The sequence below is a fragment of the Microvirga sp. HS2 genome (assembly GCF_055792805.1).
In genome coordinates, this window is the sequence record NZ_JBVVAJ010000008.1 from 174,217 (window position 1) to 190,934 (window position 16,718).

18 protein-coding genes and 1 tRNA gene are annotated in these 16,718 nt (G+C 64.6%); 11 read left to right on the forward strand and 8 right to left on the reverse strand.

What is annotated here, in order from left to right:
• Nucleotides 1–6: 6 nt before the first annotated feature.
• Entirely contained in the window at nt 7–921 is a 915-nt protein-coding gene (serB, locus tag ACS5Q0_RS10095) for a phosphoserine phosphatase SerB (protein ID WP_473126493.1), read from the reverse strand.
• Nucleotides 922–936: 15 nt separating this feature from the next.
• On the opposite strand from serB, the gene miaA reads away from it, so the two are divergent.
• Entirely contained in the window at nt 937–1,869 is a 933-nt protein-coding gene (gene miaA / locus ACS5Q0_RS10100; RefSeq protein WP_473126494.1) for a tRNA (adenosine(37)-N6)-dimethylallyltransferase MiaA, read from the forward strand.
• Here miaA and ACS5Q0_RS10105 read toward each other — a convergent pair.
• A complete protein-coding gene (locus tag ACS5Q0_RS10105) occupies nt 1,847–2,674 on the reverse strand; it encodes an RMD1 family protein (RefSeq protein WP_473126495.1) in 828 nt (275 codons plus the stop codon). The genes miaA and ACS5Q0_RS10105 overlap by 23 nt on opposite strands.
• A gap of 287 nt (nt 2,675–2,961) precedes the next feature.
• Here ACS5Q0_RS10105 and ACS5Q0_RS10110 point away from each other — a divergent pair, with 287 nt between their 5' ends.
• The 3 genes from ACS5Q0_RS10110 to ilvN are packed head-to-tail and all read left to right on the forward strand — an operon-like array spanning nt 2,962 to nt 6,007.
• Nucleotides 2,962–4,734, forward strand: a complete 1,773-nt coding sequence (locus ACS5Q0_RS10110; protein WP_473126496.1) for an acetolactate synthase 3 large subunit — start codon at nt 2,962–2,964, stop codon at nt 4,732–4,734.
• Between the two features lie 17 nt (nt 4,735–4,751).
• Nucleotides 4,752–5,432, forward strand: a complete 681-nt coding sequence (locus tag ACS5Q0_RS10115) for a glutathione S-transferase family protein (protein ID WP_473126497.1) — start codon at nt 4,752–4,754, stop codon at nt 5,430–5,432.
• 29 nt (nt 5,433–5,461) lie between these two features.
• Nucleotides 5,462–6,007 (forward strand): acetolactate synthase small subunit, encoded by a 546-nt coding sequence (gene ilvN / locus ACS5Q0_RS10120; protein ID WP_473126498.1) that lies wholly within the window; start codon nt 5,462–5,464, stop codon nt 6,005–6,007.
• A 4-nt stretch (nt 6,008–6,011) separates the two neighbouring features.
• Here the strand turns inward: ilvN and ACS5Q0_RS10125 are convergent, their stop codons facing one another.
• Nucleotides 6,012–6,557: a DUF924 family protein gene (locus ACS5Q0_RS10125; RefSeq protein WP_473126499.1), complete on the reverse strand. Its 546-nt coding sequence runs from the start codon at nt 6,555–6,557 to the stop codon at nt 6,012–6,014.
• Nucleotides 6,558–6,826: 269 nt separating this feature from the next.
• Here ACS5Q0_RS10125 and ilvC point away from each other — a divergent pair, with 269 nt between their 5' ends.
• The gene (gene ilvC, locus ACS5Q0_RS10130) at nt 6,827–7,846 is read left to right on the forward strand and encodes a ketol-acid reductoisomerase (RefSeq protein ID WP_473126500.1); all 1,020 of its coding nucleotides are present in this window, start codon (nt 6,827–6,829) and stop codon (nt 7,844–7,846) included.
• Nucleotides 7,847–7,990: 144 nt separating this feature from the next.
• Here the strand turns inward: ilvC and ACS5Q0_RS10135 are convergent, their stop codons facing one another.
• Nucleotides 7,991–8,146: a hypothetical protein gene (locus ACS5Q0_RS10135; RefSeq protein WP_473126501.1), complete on the reverse strand. Its 156-nt coding sequence runs from the start codon at nt 8,144–8,146 to the stop codon at nt 7,991–7,993.
• Between the two features lie 64 nt (nt 8,147–8,210).
• Nucleotides 8,211–8,732 carry a DedA family protein gene (locus tag ACS5Q0_RS10140; RefSeq protein ID WP_473126502.1) on the reverse strand — a complete coding sequence of 174 codons (522 nt, stop codon included), beginning with the start codon at nt 8,730–8,732 and terminating at the stop codon, nt 8,211–8,213.
• A gap of 143 nt (nt 8,733–8,875) precedes the next feature.
• Here ACS5Q0_RS10140 and pdxY point away from each other — a divergent pair, with 143 nt between their 5' ends.
• From pdxY to ACS5Q0_RS10155, 3 genes are read left to right on the forward strand one after another with little or no spacing between them, the layout of a single operon-like run.
• Entirely contained in the window at nt 8,876–9,724 is an 849-nt protein-coding gene (gene pdxY, locus ACS5Q0_RS10145; protein WP_473126503.1) for a pyridoxal kinase PdxY, read from the forward strand.
• 5 nt (nt 9,725–9,729) lie between these two features.
• Entirely contained in the window at nt 9,730–10,635 is a 906-nt protein-coding gene (locus ACS5Q0_RS10150; RefSeq protein WP_473126504.1) for a PhzF family phenazine biosynthesis protein, read from the forward strand.
• Nucleotides 10,635–11,345 carry an NUDIX hydrolase gene (locus tag ACS5Q0_RS10155; protein ID WP_473126505.1) on the forward strand — a complete coding sequence of 237 codons (711 nt, stop codon included), beginning with the start codon at nt 10,635–10,637 and terminating at the stop codon, nt 11,343–11,345. Before ACS5Q0_RS10150 ends, ACS5Q0_RS10155 begins: the two co-directional genes overlap by 1 nt.
• Here the strand turns inward: ACS5Q0_RS10155 and ACS5Q0_RS10160 are convergent.
• Entirely contained in the window at nt 11,336–11,671 is a 336-nt protein-coding gene (locus tag ACS5Q0_RS10160; RefSeq protein ID WP_473126506.1) for a hypothetical protein, read from the reverse strand. The two genes, ACS5Q0_RS10155 and ACS5Q0_RS10160, sit on opposite strands and share 10 nt — an antisense overlap.
• 433 nt (nt 11,672–12,104) lie before the next feature.
• Here ACS5Q0_RS10160 and ACS5Q0_RS10165 point away from each other — a divergent pair, with 433 nt between their 5' ends.
• On the forward strand, nt 12,105–13,667 hold the full coding sequence (locus ACS5Q0_RS10165) for a 2-isopropylmalate synthase (protein ID WP_473126507.1): 1,563 nt from the start codon (nt 12,105–12,107) through the stop codon (nt 13,665–13,667).
• A 129-nt stretch (nt 13,668–13,796) separates the two neighbouring features.
• Here the strand turns inward: ACS5Q0_RS10165 and ACS5Q0_RS10170 are convergent, their stop codons facing one another.
• Together ACS5Q0_RS10170 and ACS5Q0_RS10175 are read right to left on the reverse strand one after the other, a co-directional pair.
• Nucleotides 13,797–14,069 carry a hypothetical protein gene (locus ACS5Q0_RS10170; protein ID WP_473126508.1) on the reverse strand — a complete coding sequence of 91 codons (273 nt, stop codon included), beginning with the start codon at nt 14,067–14,069 and terminating at the stop codon, nt 13,797–13,799.
• 745 nt (nt 14,070–14,814) lie between these two features.
• Nucleotides 14,815–15,285 carry an Lrp/AsnC family transcriptional regulator gene (locus ACS5Q0_RS10175; RefSeq protein WP_473126509.1) on the reverse strand — a complete coding sequence of 157 codons (471 nt, stop codon included), beginning with the start codon at nt 15,283–15,285 and terminating at the stop codon, nt 14,815–14,817.
• Between the two features lie 127 nt (nt 15,286–15,412).
• Here ACS5Q0_RS10175 and phhA point away from each other — a divergent pair, with 127 nt between their 5' ends.
• Nucleotides 15,413–16,270 carry a phenylalanine 4-monooxygenase gene (gene phhA / locus ACS5Q0_RS10180; protein WP_473126510.1) on the forward strand — a complete coding sequence of 286 codons (858 nt, stop codon included), beginning with the start codon at nt 15,413–15,415 and terminating at the stop codon, nt 16,268–16,270.
• A 98-nt stretch (nt 16,271–16,368) separates the two neighbouring features.
• Nucleotides 16,369–16,444, forward strand: a tRNA-Lys gene (locus tag ACS5Q0_RS10185).
• Nucleotides 16,445–16,718: the final 274 nt, after the last annotated feature.

Genomic DNA, 16,718 nt, shown 5'->3' on the forward strand with positions numbered 1-16,718 from the left:
GCGGCGTCAGGCAGATTCCGCAACGATCTCCTCCGCCCTGTATCCCTGCACGTAAAGCAGCGCCGTCAGGTCCGCGTGATCGATCCGGGCATGGGCGGCGGCGGCCACCGCGGGCTTCGCGCGATAGGCGATTCCGAGGCCCGCTTCGCCCAGCATGGCGAGGTCGTTCGCGCCGTCGCCGACGGCCATCGTCTCGTGATGCGCGAGATCGAGGCGCGAGCGCAGTTCGACGAGGGTCGCGAGCTTGGCCTCACGGCCCAGAATGGGCTCCTCGACGAGGCCGGCGAGCTTCTCGCCGTCGAGGATCAGATGGTTGGAGCGGTGTTCGTCGAACCCGATCATCGAGCCGACCGGCCCGGTGAACAGGGTGAAGCCGCCGGAAACGAGGCAGGTATAGCCGCCATTCGCCCGGATGGTCCGGACGAGAGCCGGGCCGCCGGGGGTCAGGGTGATGCGCTTCTCGATGATCTCGTCGACCACGCCGACCGGCAGGTTCTTCAGCAGGGCGACGCGCTCGCGCAGGGCCGGCTCGAATGCGATCTCGCCGCGCATGGCGCGCTCGGTGATCTCCGACACCTCCGCTTTGAGCCCGACATAATCGGCCAGCTCGTCGATGCATTCCTGGCCGATCATGGTCGAATCCATGTCCGCCAGGAACAGCCGCTTGCGGCGGGTGGCGAGGGGCTGCACGACGACATCGACCGGCTGGCCAGCGAGGACCGCGCGCAAAGAGGCTTCGACAGTCCCGGCCTCGGCGGAGGAGGGGAGGATCAGGTCCGCGGCGATTCCCCTTGCCAGAACGCTGCGTTCCGTCTCATGTCCCAGCGCGCCCGCCGCGTTTGCCACGAGGTCGTCCGTGAGGACGGGCTCGGCCGGGTTGGCGACCAGGGTTGCGACGAGGGGGGCTTGGGAAGACGTCATGGGGAGACCGGACTCGTGAGCGACGGGGAGATCGGAGCGGTTCTCATTGCAGGACCGACCGCGTCAGGCAAGTCCGCTTTGGGCATCAAACTGGCGCAGGCCCTCGGCGGCGTCGTGATCAATGCCGATTCCATGCAGGTCTATCGCGATCTGCGGGTGATCACCGCCCGTCCGACGCCGGAAGAGGAGGCCGAGGCCCCGCACCGCCTCTACGGTCATGTGGACGCCGCCGTGAACTTCTCCGTCGGGCGCTATGTGGCCGACGCGGTCGAGGTTCTCCGGGAGATCCGGGGGCAGAGCCTGCCGATCTTCGTGGGCGGAACCGGGCTCTACTTCAAGGCCCTGACCGAGGGGCTGTCCGACATCCCTCCCGTGCCGGAGGAGATCCGGGACGCGGTGCGGCAGGAGAGCGAGGGCCTGGAAACGCCGGCGCTTCATCGGCTCCTCTCGGAGCGCGATCCCGAAACGGCCAGCACCCTGCGACCCTCCGACCGGCTGCGGGTGCAGCGTGCCCTGGAGATCTTCGCGGCCACCGGCCGGTCTCTCGTCTCCTTTCATGGGGCGCGTCAGCCGGGTCCGTTGAACGATCTGCCTGTCATCAAGCTCTTCCTGGCGCCTGAGCGTGAGGAGCTGCGTCGGCGGATCGACCGGCGGTTCCTCGCCATGATGGAGCAGGGCGCTCTCGACGAGGTCAGAGCCCTGGGCGCGCGCAACCTCGATCCGATGCTCCCCGCCATGCGGGCCCATGGCGTTCCCGGCCTGCTCGCCCATCTGCGCGGCGAGATTTCCCTCGACGAGGCGATTGCCCGGGGGCAGGGCGACACGCGCCGCTACGCCAAGCGCCAGTTCACCTGGTTCCGCCACCAGCTGCCGGACTGGCGATGGGTGGAGCCGGAACACGGCTTCGAGACGGTCATGGGCGCGCTCAATGCGCCGGGGCGCCCGTGAACATCTGATAGAAGGTAATGAAGATTTCGAACACGATCAGGAGCACGATGATCAGTTCGAGGCGAAGCGAACGCTCCGTATCGATGATGTCGGTCAGCGCCTGAGCCGTATCTCCCAGCACTTCGAGCTTGCGGTGAAGCGCGGCGGCGCGCTCCTTCAGCTCGTACTCGTCTTCGAGACGCGCATAGAGGCGTTCGAGGTCCGGCCGGTCCCACAGCACGTCGGGCTTCTCCTCCACGGCCACCCGGCCGGACATGCGCTGGCGGACGAGGAGAGCCTGACCCACCTGTTTCAGGATCTTGCGGCGGTCGCGCGGCCGGCGGCCGTTCACCGCGAGGTGCTGGACCGAGGGCTCCACCAGCTCGAACGCGGCGGTCGCCTCGCGTTCGTCGCGGGCCAGGGTAGCGCTCTTGGAGAGGGCATCGGCGATGACGATGAGCCGCTCCGTGGAGAGCTTCTTGATATAGATCGGCCCGCCGGGCGGGATCTGGTCGTCCCTGTCCGGCGAGATCTCGATGACCGCGGTTTCCTCCTCGTGGCGCGAGAACTCGCCCTGGATGCGCTGCCGCAGGCCCCGGATGATCTCGTCCTCCTCGAGAGGGGTCAGGCCGACGAGAACGGCCACGCCGTAGCGGAACAGGGCCACGAAGCCGTCCTGGCCGGCCCGGAAGGCGAGGGGGGTGGCCGACAGAACGTCGCTGCGCTCCAGACCGGCCACGTCGAGCCGGTCCCCCAGCAGCAGGGCACGGGCGGTCAGCCGCTGATTCTGCATGGGAATGCCAGTGGAAGAGATCGTATCGGTCATCGTCATACGACTAAAATAGGACAGCTGGAGGAAAAGCTAAGCCAAGCGAGGTCAATGTACACCGCTTGACCGAAACAAAGGGATCGGCTAGCGTCGGCGCAACTTTTGAACCGAGAGCTGCCCAAATGCGCAAGCTTATTCTCGTAGTACGAGCGCCATCGACGGAGCGGGATTGATCCCCGCAGGTCCGGCGATGGCGCACAGGCCCCCTCAGGGGCCTTTTTTATTGCCTGAAACACCAGAACAACGCAGACAAGCACCCAAAAGACCCGACGGAGCGAAATACCATGAGCGAGACGATGACCGGAGCCGAAATGGTGATCCGAGCCCTGCAGGACCAGGGTGTCGAGCATATCTTCGGTTATCCGGGCGGCGCTGTCCTTCCCATCTATGATGCGCTCTTCCATCAGGACAAGGTGCGCCATGTCCTGGTCCGTCACGAGCAGGGGGCGGTTCATGCCGCCGAGGGCTATGCCCGCGCTTCGGGCAAGCCGGGCGTGGTGCTGGTGACTTCAGGGCCGGGTGCGACCAACGCCATCACGGGTCTGGCCGATGCCATGATGGACTCGATCCCGCTCGTCTGCATCACCGGCCAGGTCCCGACCCATCTCATCGGCTCCGACGCGTTTCAGGAATGCGACACGGTCGGCATCACGCGCCACTGCACGAAGCACAACTACCTCGTGAAATCCATCGAGGACCTGCCGCGCATCCTGCACGAGGCCTTCTACGTGGCGCAGAACGGACGCCCCGGTCCGGTGGTCGTGGACCTGCCCAAGGACATCCAGTTCAAGGCCGGCAGCTATGCGCGCCCCTTGAGCAACCAGCACAAGACCTACCGCCCGACCGTGAAAGGGGACATGGATCACATCCGCGCCGCCATCGAGCTGATGGCGAATGCCAAGCGGCCCGTGTTCTATACGGGCGGCGGCGTGATCAATTCCGGCCCGCACGCGGCGGCGCTGCTGCGCGAGCTCGTTGAGCTCACGGGCTTTCCCATCACCTCGACCCTGATGGGGCTCGGCGCCTATCCGGCCTCCGGCAAGCAGTGGCTCGGCATGCTCGGCATGCACGGCACCTACGAGGCCAATCTCGCGATGCATGAATGCGACGTGATGATCAATATCGGGGCACGCTTCGACGATCGCATCACCGGCCGTCTCGATGCCTTCTCGCCATTCTCCAAGCGCATCCATGTGGACATCGACCCGTCCTCCATCAACAAGACGGTGAAGGTGGATATCCCCATCGTCGGCGATTGCGCGCATGTTCTGGAAGACATGGTGCGCCTGTGGCGACAGGGTGGGAAGCAGGCCGACGCCGTCGAGCTGAAGGAATGGTGGAACAAGATCGAGGGCTGGCGCGCCCGCAATTGCCTCGCGTACCGGAATTCCAAAGAGTCTATCAAGCCGCAATACGCGATCCAGCGTCTCTACGAGCTCACGAAGGACCGCTCGCCCTATGTCACGACCGAGGTCGGCCAGCACCAGATGTGGGCGGCGCAGTACTTCCGGTTCGAGGACCCGAACCATTGGATGACCTCCGGCGGCCACGGCACCATGGGCTATGGCCTTCCCGCAGCCGTCGGCGCGCAGCTCGCGCATCCCGATGCGCTGGTCATCGACATCGCGGGCGAAGCCTCGATCCAGATGATGCTGCAGGAAATGTCCACGGCGCTGCAGTACAACCTGCCGGTCAAGGTGTTCATCCTCAACAACGAGTATATGGGCATGGTGCGCCAGTGGCAGGAGCTGCTGCACGGCGGGCGCTACTCGCAGAGCTATTCGGAATCGCTGCCCGATTTCGTGAAGCTCGCGGAGGCCTATGGTGCGGTCGGAATCCGCTGCGACAATCCGGGCGATCTCGATGCGAAGATCATGGAGATGATCAGCGTCAACCGCCCGGTGATCTTCGACTGCATCGTCGACAAGACCGAGAACTGCTTCCCGATGATTCCGTCGGGCAAGGCGCATAACGAGATGCTGCTCAACGATTATCTCGGCGAGACCGGGGCCGATCTCGGTTCCGTGATCGACGAGAAGGGCAAGATGCTGGTGTAATTGGAAAGCGTTCAGTCATGCCCACTCTCGTCATCGCCAACAAGTGCTACTCGTCCTGGTCTCTGCGGCCCTGGTTGCTGATGAAGCAGCTTGGCGTCGCCTTCGACGAAATCATGATCCCGCTCGATCTCCCTGACACCAAGGAGAAGGTTCTCAAGCATTCTCCCGCCGGGAAGGTGCCGATCCTCATCGACGGAGACGTCACCGTGTGGGAGAGCATCGCGATCATGGAATATGTGGGGGAGGCCTTCGGTGCTCCCGTATGGCCTGAGGATCGCAAGGCCCGCGCCATGGCGCGCTCCGTCGCGGCGGAGATGCATGCGGGCTTCCAGGGCCTGCGCAGCGCATGCCCGATGAATCTCGGCAAGCAATACGCCTCGAAGGATCGCGGCGCGGCTGTCGCGCGGGATGTCGCGCGCTTCAGCGAGATCGTGCGACAGGCGCGGGATCGCTTCGGGGCGGGCAGGCCGTTTCTCTTCGGCGCGTTCTCGGCGGCTGATGCCATGTACGCGCCGCTCGTCACGCGCCTCGACACCTATTCCATCGCTCTCGACGCGCAGACACGCTCTTACGTCGACACGATCCTCTCGCTTCCGGCTTTCCAGGAGTGGCGCGCCGCTGCACTGAAGGAAACCTGGATCGTCGATGCAGACGAGGTCGACGAGGACGCCGTCGCGAATTTCCGAAACGCAGCCTGAAGCCCCATACGAACGCCGGACAACGAACCATGCTCCAGATGAAAACCCATTACCCCGATGCGCACCGCGTCGAGCCCGTCAACCGGCATACGCTTGCTATCGTCGTCGACAACGAGCCGGGCGTCCTTGCCCGCATCGCCGGTCTCTTCTCGGGCCGCGGCTACAATATTGAAAGCCTGACCGTCACGGAGACGGAGCACGAGGCGCATATCTCGCGCATCACCATCGTCACGACGGGCACGGACAGCATCATCCAGCAGATCAAGAGCCAGCTCGAGCGCCTCGTCCCGGTGCATCGCGTGGTCGATCTCACGCTCACGGGCGAAGCCGTGGAGCGCGAACTCTGCCTCGTGAAGGTGGTGGGCAAGGGCGATCACCGTGTGGAAGCCATGCGTCTCGCGTCCGCCTTCGGCGCGCGTACCCTCGACGCGACGCTGACCTCCTTTGTCTACGAGCTGACCGGCACGACCGACGAGGTCGAGCGCTTCATCAAGCTCATGACGGCAGTGGGCCTCGTGGAAGTCTCCCGCACCGGTGTTGCCGCCATGGCGCGCGGCGCGGAAGGGATCATGTGAGGAGTTAGCCTCTGAAGTCGCTCTCTCGCAGGAAGGCTTCCTCGTCCGGGGTCGTCGCTCGCCCGAGCATGGCGTTGCGGTGGGGGAAGCGGCCGAAGCGGGCGATGATGTCGTGATGGTGGCGCGCCCACTTGGTGGAGTCCTCGCCGAGGGCTTCGTTCAGGACCACCGAACGCTCCTGGTCCCTCAAGGACTCGGAGTGCATGAAGGGGAGGTAGAAGAAGCGGCGGAGCTCCGGCTCCACCTTCCGGTCGAACCCTCTCTCGATGGCGCGGTCCGCAGCCATCAGGGCGACGGGATCGGTCTTGTAGGTCTCGCGCTGTCCCCGGAACATGTTTCGCGGGAACTGATCGAGGAGGAGAACAACGGCGAGCGCGCCCTCCGGGGTGAGCTCCCATTCGTTGAGGTCGCCCCTCGCGGCGGCCTCGTAGGTGGGCATGAAACGGTCCCGGCAGACCTGGTCGAAGGCATCGTCCTTCGAAAACCACTTGTCCGGTCCGGATTCGCGCCAGAAGGCAAGGACTTCATCGGGAGTGGCGAGGCGTTGCATACGGCTGGTCCTTCTGAAAGGAAGATGGCTTCGAGCCAATCTAGAGCGTGCGGGAGGGGTTTGCACTCTCCGCGCTCGGACCGTTTGTGGGAGGGGCGGAGTCACGAGGGTGGCTCTCGCATTTTTCCGACAAACTTCGACTTGTCAGCGCAGTTTTGTTCGCTAAAAGCGGCGCTGGACAGAAAAAATATTGCGCGAAGGCTCCCGCCGGAGCGCAATGCCAATGAAGACCGGGGTTCAAGCCCCTTTAAGACAAGGACCAGAGCACCATGCGCGTGTATTACGATCGCGACGCCGATATCAATCTGATCAAGGGCAAGAAGGTCGCCATCGTCGGCTATGGCAGCCAGGGGCATGCCCATACGCTGAACCTGCGCGATTCCGGCGTGAAGGACATCGTCGTGGCGCTGCGCAAGGGCTCTCCTTCCGCCGCCAAGGCCGAGGCTGCCGGCATCCGCGTGATGGAAGTGGCCGAGGCCGCCAAGTGGGCCGACGTGGTCATGATGCTGACCCCGGACGAGCTGCAGGCGGACATCTACCGCAGCGAGCTGCACGGCAACATGAAGGAAGGCGCGGCGCTCCTCTTCGCCCACGGCCTCAACGTGCATTTCAATCTCATCGAACCCCGCAAGGACCTCGACGTGCTCATGGTCGCCCCGAAGGGCCCCGGCCACACGGTGCGCTCCGAGTACCAGCGCGGCGGCGGCGTGCCGACCCTGATCGCGATCCACCAGGACGCCACGGGCAATGCCCATGATATCGCTCTGTCCTACGCTTCCGCCAATGGCGGCGGCCGCGCCGGCATCATCGAGACCACCTTCAAGGAAGAGTGCGAAACCGACCTCTTCGGCGAGCAGGCCGTGCTCTGCGGCGGCCTCGTCGAGCTGATCAAGGCCGGCTTCGAAACCCTGGTCGAGGCGGGCTACGCCCCTGAGATGGCCTATTTCGAGTGCCTGCACGAAGTGAAGCTGATCGTCGACCTCATCTACGAGGGCGGCATCGCCAACATGAACTACTCGATCTCGAACACCGCCGAGTACGGCGAGTACGTGACGGGTCCGCGCATCATCACGCCCGAGACGAAGGCCGAGATGAAGCGCGTTCTGGAGGATATCCAGTCCGGCAAGTTCACCCGCGACTGGATGCTCGAGAACAAGGTCAACCAGACCTCCTTCAAGGCCACCCGCGCCCGCAACGCCGCTCATCCCATCGAGGACGTGGGCGCCCGTCTGCGCGACATGATGCCGTGGATCAAGGAAAAGGCCCTGGTCGACAAGACCAAGAACTGATCCCCGCGAAACGCGAGAACGGGAAAGGGGCGGAAATCTCCGCCCCTTCTTTTTTGCCCGATCGGGTGCCTCACGGTGCAGGGCCTTTCAGCCTCCAAGAACAGGAGGGTCTCTTGGCGGACGCCGGTGGAGCCTTGGCGTTTTTTACTGCTGATTGCTCTTCGTGTTTGCGGCCTTGTTGTTGTCCTGCTTGCCGGGATCCGTGCGGTTCTTCATGGTGCCGCCCGAACCGCGGATCTCATGTCCGGGGTGCTTCTTGCTCTCGGCGGAGTTGTCGCCGTTCATCTTGCCTTTGCCCATGGAAAACCTCCGTTTGGTATGGGAGGTTAATGAGCCCTCGGGAGACGGGTTCCCTCGAAGAGCCTCACCAGGTCAGGTAATGCGCCAGACCGGCTCCAGGCGCGAGGAGGGCAAAGGACCACACCGAGGCCGAGGCCATGTTGGCTGCCTGGAAGAGCACGCGGGGCATCATGAAGATGCCGGCGGTCAGCGGAAGAACGGCCCGGGTCGGACCGAAGAAGCGGCCCAGGAACATGGCCCAGGGCCCGAAACGCTGGAAGAAGCGCTCGCCCCGGTCGACCAGGTCGGGCTTGCGGGACAGGGGCCATATCCCATAGGCCCGCTTCTTCACCCTGTAGCCGATCTCGTACGAGATCCAGGCGCTTACGTAAGCTCCGACGGTGGCGCCGAGCCAGACCTGCCAGAACGCGATATCCGCCGCCGCCAGCGCGAAGCCCACGGCGACCAGGATCGTGACCATCGGCAGGATGAGCGAGATGAAGGCGAACGATTCGCCGAAGGTCATGAGCCCCACGATCAGGGGAGCATAGGCCTGGTTCGCCCGAATGAACTCGAGAATGGTGTTGGTGATGGTCTCAAGGCTCACGCCCGACGTCTCCTGATGACTTTCCTGTAGCGAACGGACCTCGTGCCACGATCCCGCATTCCTGTGATGGATAGGATCACATCACGTGAATTGAAGCCGGAAGGGTAATGAGGTAACGAAAAACAGCGAAGGGGGCTATAGCCATGAATGTTCTCTCGATCCAATCACATGTTGCCTATGGACATGTGGGTAATGCATCCGCCGTCTTTCCGATGCAGCGTCTCGGCGTCGAGGTCTGGCCCATCCATACGGTCCAGTTCTCCAATCACACGGGCTACGGCTCCTGGAAAGGCCGGGTCTTCGACGGCCCCGCGATCGAGGAACTCGTCGAGGGCATTGCCGAGCGCGGCGTTCTCGACCGCTGCGACGGTGTGCTCTCGGGCTATATGGGCTCGGCCGATATCGGCAACGCGATCCTTGCCGCCGTGGCGCGTGTGCGGGCGCTGAATCCCCAGGCCCTCTATTGCTGCGATCCCGTGATCGGGGATGTGGGCCGCGGCATCTTCGTGCGCCCCGGCATTCCGGAATTCATGCGCGAGCAGGCGGTACCCGCAGCCGACATCATCACGCCGAACCAGTTCGAGCTGGACTATCTGGCGGGCCGTGCGACGGAAACCTTGGGTGCTGTGAAGGAGGCCGTCTCGGCGGTGCAGGAAATCGGGCCCAGGGCGGTGCTCGTGACCTCCGTCGAGACGCGGGAGACGCCCGCCGGCTCCATCGATCTCGTCGCCGGCGAAGGCGGCCGCTTCTGGCGCGTGCGCACCCCCAAGCTCTCGCTCAGCATCAATGGGGCGGGAGATGCGATCGCGGCGCTCTTCTTCGTTCATTACGCCCGCACGGGCTCCGCCGCGACGGCCCTTGCCGAAGCATCCGCCTCCGTCTACGGCCTGCTGAAGCGAACGGAGGAGGCGGGATCCCGCGAAATCCTCACCATCGCCGCGCAGGACGAGTTCGTCTCGCCCACTCACCGTTTCACCCCGGAAGAGGTTTGATCCGCATGGCCCGTCGCTTTGTCACCCTCGACGTCTTCACGTCCGAGCGCTTCACTGGAAATCCTCTCGCGGTCGTTCTGGAGGCCGAGGGCCTCGACGATGCGCAGATGCAGACCATCGCGAAGGAATTCAACCTTTCCGAAACGGTCTTCGTCTTCCCTCCCGCCGATCCGCACCAGCGCGCCGATATCCGCATCTTCACGCCGGGACGCGAGCTCCCCTTTGCCGGGCACCCTACCGTGGGAACGGCCGTGCTGCTCGCTCTTCTGGACCAGAACGGCCAGCCCGGCGCCGTGGCCTTCGGCTTGAAGGAGAAGGTCGGCATCGTTCCCTGCGCCGCCGAGGTGAAGGATACGGTGAGCGGAGAAGCGCGTTTCCGACTGCCGCGCCTGCCGTTCTCCTGGGGGGAGGGCAAGGATACGACGGCCTGCGCCTGGGCGCTCGGCCTCGACCCGACGGAGATCGGCTTCGAGCGCCATGTGCCGAGCCGCCATTCCGGTGGCGTCGGATACGATCTCGTGCCCGTTGCGTCGCTCGATGCCCTGGCCCGCGCTTACCCGAAGGGTGAAGCCTTCGACAAGGCGTTCGCCGACAGCGATCATCCGGCGGCCTATGTCTATACCCGCGTGCCGGGGGCCGAGGGATTGCGCTTCCGCGCCCGCATGTTCGGTCCCGGCATGGGCATCCTCGAAGATCCCGCCACCGGCTCCGCCGTCGCGGCTTTCGCCGGCGCACTCATGCAATGCGAGCCGCTGGGCGACGGCGAGCACGATATCGTCATCGAACAGGGCGTCGAGATGGGCCGCGCGAGCGAGATCGCCCTGCAGATGACCATCAAGAACGGCGAACTGGTCTCGGCCGAGATCGGCGGCGGCGCCGTCATGGTGAGCCGAGGCGAGATCCTCGCGTGATGTCGGAGGTTCTGATCAGGCGGGTCTCCCGCGTCGAGGCGAGATGCGAGCCCTTCGAATGGACATGGGCCGCGCAGAACCGGGGCCTCATCGAGGAGAACTGGAAGCGTCGCACGGCACAGACGCCGAAAATGTTCAACGGCCAGGTGCTGCTGCTGAGCAATCTGAGGTTCGAGCAGGACCTGTGCCGCAACACATATTTCGTGACGAACTACGCCGAGCTCGTCGCCTGGATCGACAACGGCTATCCCGACGAGAGCATCGCCAACGGCTTCGCCATGGGAGCCCTTCGCGGATCGGACGGCGCTTATATCTGCGGCGTCATGAGCGCGCATACGGCGAATGCGGGCCGGGTCTATTTCGCGGGCGGGACGCCTGACCTGTCCGATCTCAGGCCCGACGGCACCGTCGACCTCGCCACGAGCCTGACCCGCGAGCTGACCGAGGAAACGGGGCTGCAGGACGGCGACTACCACGTGGACGACGAGTGGATCATCGTGAGGCGCTGGCCGACGGTGGCGCTGCTGCGGATGGTCACCCTGCCGATGACGGCGGAGGAGAGCGCGGCCCTGATCCGCGCCAACATCGCCAGGGACCCCGAGCCCGAGCTGGAGGACGTGCGGATCGTCCGCAGCGTGGAGGACATCGACCGGGATGCGATGCCCCTGTTCCAGCAATCCTTCTTCGAGTGGGTCTTCGCTCAGAAATAGCCGTGCCGCGCCTTCGCGGCGCGGATCATCCGCTGGGCCTCCGCATCGCGCCCGGCGGCGCAGGCGGCCTCCGCCGGTCCGATTTCCCGGTTCACCTGGTTGTAGACCGACTGGTTCACATGGCCCATGGCGAGGTCGTTGCTCATGACGGCCCGGTAGCGGGCGATCTCGCCCCGGCAGCCCGAGCCTTCCGGCATACGGAAACCGGAGGGGGTGACGCTCGCGCTGGCGGGCGTCGCGGCAGGGCCCGAAGCCGTCTGGTTGCAGGCCGCGAGCGGCAGGGCCACGAGGCCGGTGAGCCACAGGCGGCGGATGGCATTGGTCATCGAAGTCACCTCTTGTTCGCGATTGGCTCCAGGAACAGCCAAGCTCGCCTTGATCTAGGGCGTTTCGCGATCCGTCCAGACGCTCGGAGCGAGGGACATTTCCTATACGATCGTCGAGCTTCGGCTTTTCGTTTGTTTCAACCGCTTGCCATTCCGGGTCTCCCCCGTTACAAACGTGCCGTTCTTCGCGGCAGGGCCGCGGTCTTTGGAGGAATGGGCAGCGATGGCAATCGGCTCCCACAGCGCTGACAGAAACGGCACCGCCCCGGCGGCCGGCCGCGCGCTCCTCCTTGGCCTTCTTCTCCTTAGCTGCCCCTGAGGGTCGGCTGGGCGCTGCCGCCTGGGCTCTCAGGGGTTCTGAAGACCAAAGAACAACCTTGAGCGCATGGCTTTTAGACCCTGGAAAGCGCTCCCTCCGAGAAGGACTGACACGATGACCGCTTCCGCCACCGGCTCCTCCAAGGACCGCGTCCTGATCTTCGACACCACGCTGCGCGACGGCGAGCAATGCCCCGGCGCGACCATGACGCTGGAAGAAAAACTCGAGGTCGCGGCCCTGCTCGACGCCATGGGCGTCGACATCATCGAGGCGGGTTTCCCCATCGCATCCAACGGCGACTTCGAGGCCGTGTCCCTGATTGCCGAGCGGGTGAAGAACGCGACGGTCGCCGGTCTCGCCCGCGCGATCTCGGCCGATATCGCCCGCGCCGGCGAGGCCGTGCGCCATGCCAAGAAGCCCCGCATCCACACCTTCGTGTCCACCTCGCCGATCCACCTGCAGCACCAGATGCGCAAGTCCGAAGAAGAGGTGCTGGAGATCATCACCACCACGGTGACCCAGGCCCGTAATCTGGTCGAGGACATCGAGTGGTCGGCCATGGACGCCACGCGCACGCCCATCGACTATCTGTGCCGCTGCGTGGAAGCCGCGATCAGAGCGGGCGCCACCACGATCAACCTGCCGGATACGGTGGGTTACGCGACGCCGGACGAGTACCGCTCCATGTTCCGCGCCGTGCGCGAGCGCGTGCCGAATGCGGACAAGGCGATCTTCTCCGCGCATTGCCACAACGACCTGGGCCTCGCGGTCGCGAACTCGCTCGCGGCCCTGGAAGGCGGCGCGCGCCAGATCGAGTGCACGCTCAACGGCATCGGCGAGCGCGCGGGCAATGCCGCCCTCGAAGAGGTCGTCATGGCGATCAGGACCCGCGGCGACGTGCTGCCCTATGAGACCGGCATCGAGACGACGATGCTGACGCGCGCCTCGAAGCTCGCTTCCGCCGCGACCTCGTTCCCGGTGCAGTACAACAAGGCCATCGTGGGCCGGAACGCTTTCGCGCACGAGAGCGGCATTCACCAGGACGGCATGCTGAAGAATGCGCAGACCTATGAGATCATGACGCCCGAAAGCGTCGGCGTGACCAAGACCTCTCTGGTCATGGGCAAGCATTCCGGCCGCGCGGCCTTCCGCAACAAGCTGGAGGAGCTGGGATACAGCCTCTCCGACAATCAGTTCCAGGATGCCTTTGAACGCTTCAAGGATCTGGCCGACCGCAAGAAGCACGTCTACGACGAGGATATCGAGGCGCTGGTCGACCAGAACATCGCCACCGCTCACGACCGCATCAAGCTGGTGTCGCTCTCCATCGTCGCCGGCACGCATGGCCCGCAGCGCGCCACCATGCGCCTGCAGGTCGATGGCAAGACCATGATCGAGGAGCAGGAGGGCAACGGCCCGGTGGATGCCACCTTCAACGCCATCAAGGCGCTGGTGCCGCACGAAGCCGAGCTGGAGCTCTATCAGGTTCACGCAGTGACCGAAGGCACCGATGCGCAGGCCGAAGTGTCGGTGCGTCTCTCCGCCGACGGCCGCAGCGTGACCTCCCGCGCCGCCGATCCCGACACGCTCGTGGCGTCGGCGCAGGCTTATCTCGGCGCGCTGAACAAGCTGCTGAGCCGGGGCGCGAGCCTCCACGCCCAGCACGCGGCGGAGTAGCCCCGCTTTCATCGACCGATTCTTTGCAGCCTTCGCATGAACCCTCATGCGAAGGCTTTTTTCATGCTGAGCCGGTGCTCCCTTTCTGGACGAGCGCATTGCACGAGGGCGTGAGTCCGGGAGGCGCAGTCAGTCTCCGGAGTTCTCTCGCAGGTTGGTGACGACAGTCTCGCGCTGCGCTTTCCAGAACGCGCGGTATTCCTGCATATGCTCGTGGACCCTCTCCGTGAAAGAGATCTTCTGCTCGAAGTAGCAGGGCGGCCCGTAGCCGCCCTGGCATTGGACGGTGCGTCTGCACTTTCGCCTGCGGCAGGTGTACGGAATCTGCAAGAGGTCGGCCAAGCGCCGGAGGGTGTCGTCGCAATCGGGCAAGCGGGAGAAAAGTCGGGAGGTGCGGGGCATCGGTTCATCTCGGCAATCAATGAATGGAATGGAACGAATAAAAGCGGGCATGGAGGATCGGCGTCGGGGCTCATCGGCACCGAGGGGGAGCAGTCGAGGGGTCGCGCGAGGAGCGGTCCGGCTCGATGGAGAATGGTGATGGCTTTGGAACCCGACGGCTCCTCGCGCACGGTTCTTTTAGGCGGACTGTCGGCGCAGGCTCCGGGATGCCGTTGGCGAGCGCGCCTGCCGTTGCGTCCTGCGACGCGCCGGAGACGGCGGGCGGCTGTGCATGCCCGGTGTCCTGGGCCGAGCCAGGGCCTCCCGTCAGTCCAGGCTGCGGGGCCTGGAGCGCGGGACCGTGCCCCGGCTCCACAACCTGCGACGCCTCGCGAGCGCGCCCCTCGGTGAGCCGGGACAGGTCACGATATAGCCTAGCTTGCCGAGCCTGTCAAGAACAAAGACGGAACATGCCGCCTCGCCCCCATGCGACCACCCTCCCCGTCATCCCCGGCCTTGAGCCGGGGATCCACGTCTTTACGCCGTGGCGGGTCCCAAGACGTGGATGGCCGGGACAAGCCCGGCCATGACGAGAGGGGGCCATGACGAGAGGAGCACCAATCCGAGGGGGCACCGGAACGACCGGAGAACCGTGACAACGGAGGAACCATGACATGTGAACGACCCGGCGTAAGCCATCGACAGGACAGGGTAGGGGCATCTGCATCAGTCCTGTTGCGTCCCCTACCATCGCTGCGCCCGTTCATCACTCCGGCACGGGAATCGGGCTCTGCGGCTTGATGGTCGAGAGCACGAAGCTCGACCGCACGTCGGCGACGCCGGGCAGGGTGAGCAGGCGGTTCATGGTGAATTCGCCGAAGCTCTCGATGTCCTTCGCCACGGCATGGACGATGATGTCCACCTCGCCGGCGAGCGCATGGCAGGCGATCACCTCCTCATAGCCCTTCAGGCGATCCACGAGGCGGGTCCGCCAGCCAGGCTCCGACTGCTCCAGCTTGATGAACACGAAGGCCTCGACCTCGAAGCCGAGGGCCTTGCGATCGACCAGGGCCCGATAGCCCTCGATGACGCCGTCCTCCTCCAGCGCCTTCAGCCGCCTCAGGCAGGGGGAGGCCGCCAGGCCGACCTTTTCGGCAAGCGCGGAGTTGGGAATGCGCCCGTCGCCCTGGATGGTGCGCAGGATCCTTCGGTCGGAAGGCGAGAGATGACGCTTCATGGGAATCTCACGATTGAGGCCTTCGGGTCATTTTATGACCGTTTTGCCATTCTTCCAGGCGGGATCCGGCGAATAATGACCAGGGCCGGGTGCTATCCTAGCGCTGCAACAGAGACGGAGGGACGCCATGAATACCGCCACCGGCAGCGACGATCCGCGCGACTACATTCGCGATCAGGGGTTCGAGAACTACACCGAGACGGATCACGCGACCTGGAGAACCCTGGCCAAGCGGCAGCGGGAGATCCTCAAAGGCCGGATCGCCGACCAGTTCCTGGACGGGCTCGATCGTCTCGGGATCGGCGAAGAGGGGATTCCCGATTTCCGGGTCATGAACCAGCGCCTCAAGGCGGCGACCGGCTGGGAGGTGAGGGCGGTGCCGGGGCTCATCCCGGATCTGGCGTTCTTCCGCATGCTGGCGAACCGGCAATTCCCCGCGGGCTTCTGGATCCGCAAGCCCGAGCAGCTCGACTACATCGAGGAGCCGGATATCTTCCACGACGTGTTCGGCCACGTGCCGCTGATCATGCAGCCGATCTACGCGGATTATCTCGAATCCTACGGCAAGGCCGGCCTGGTGGCTGCCGAGCACGGCGCGTTGAAGTATCTGGCGCGGCTCTACTGGTACACGGTGGAGTTCGGGCTCGCCCAGACCCCGCAGGGCATGCGCATCGTCGGCGCGGGCATCGCCTCGTCTCCGGGCGAGACGATCTTTTCGCTTGAAAGCCCGTCCCCCAACCGGGTCGCCTTCGATCTCGGACGCGTCATGCGCACCCTCTATCGCATCGACGATTATCAGGAGACCTATTTCGTCCTCGACGACGTCGAAGCTTGGCCGAGCCTCGATCTCGATCGGCTGATTCCGCTTTGGAAGGAACTGGCGGAGCAGCAGGAGATCGAACCCGGCCAGCTCCAGCCCGAGGACCGGATTCTGACACAGGGTGACGGCACCTATCACCGCTCGAAATCGAAATCCGCCGCATAAGGAAAAAACCTCTCCGGATGGGCTAGACAGGGGCCGTGCGGTTTGTTACACGCACGGCCTCTTCAGCGGAAACGCGCCGCTGAATTCGCTTCGGCGACGGGTGTATAGCTCAGTTGGTAGAGCAGCTGACTCTTAATCAGCGGGTCCAAGGTTCGAGTCCTTGTACACCCACCATTCCTTCCGCTAAAAAATCCAAAGACTTGATTTAACGGATGCAGGTTCGACAGTGAACCTGCACAGGCCGGTTGGCACGCGGTTTACAGGTTTCGTTCTCTCGCTTCTCATCTCGTCGGCGAGCATCGCGGCTCTGGCCGACATCTCGGCGCACTCCCGCATCATGCATCAGAAGAAGCTCGTGCGCCTCCATCGGAGAGCAGCCAGCGAGAGATGCGATGTCCGGATGTCGGCGCCCGCATGCGAGCCCCGTGGCGCTCCATGGATCTCCGTC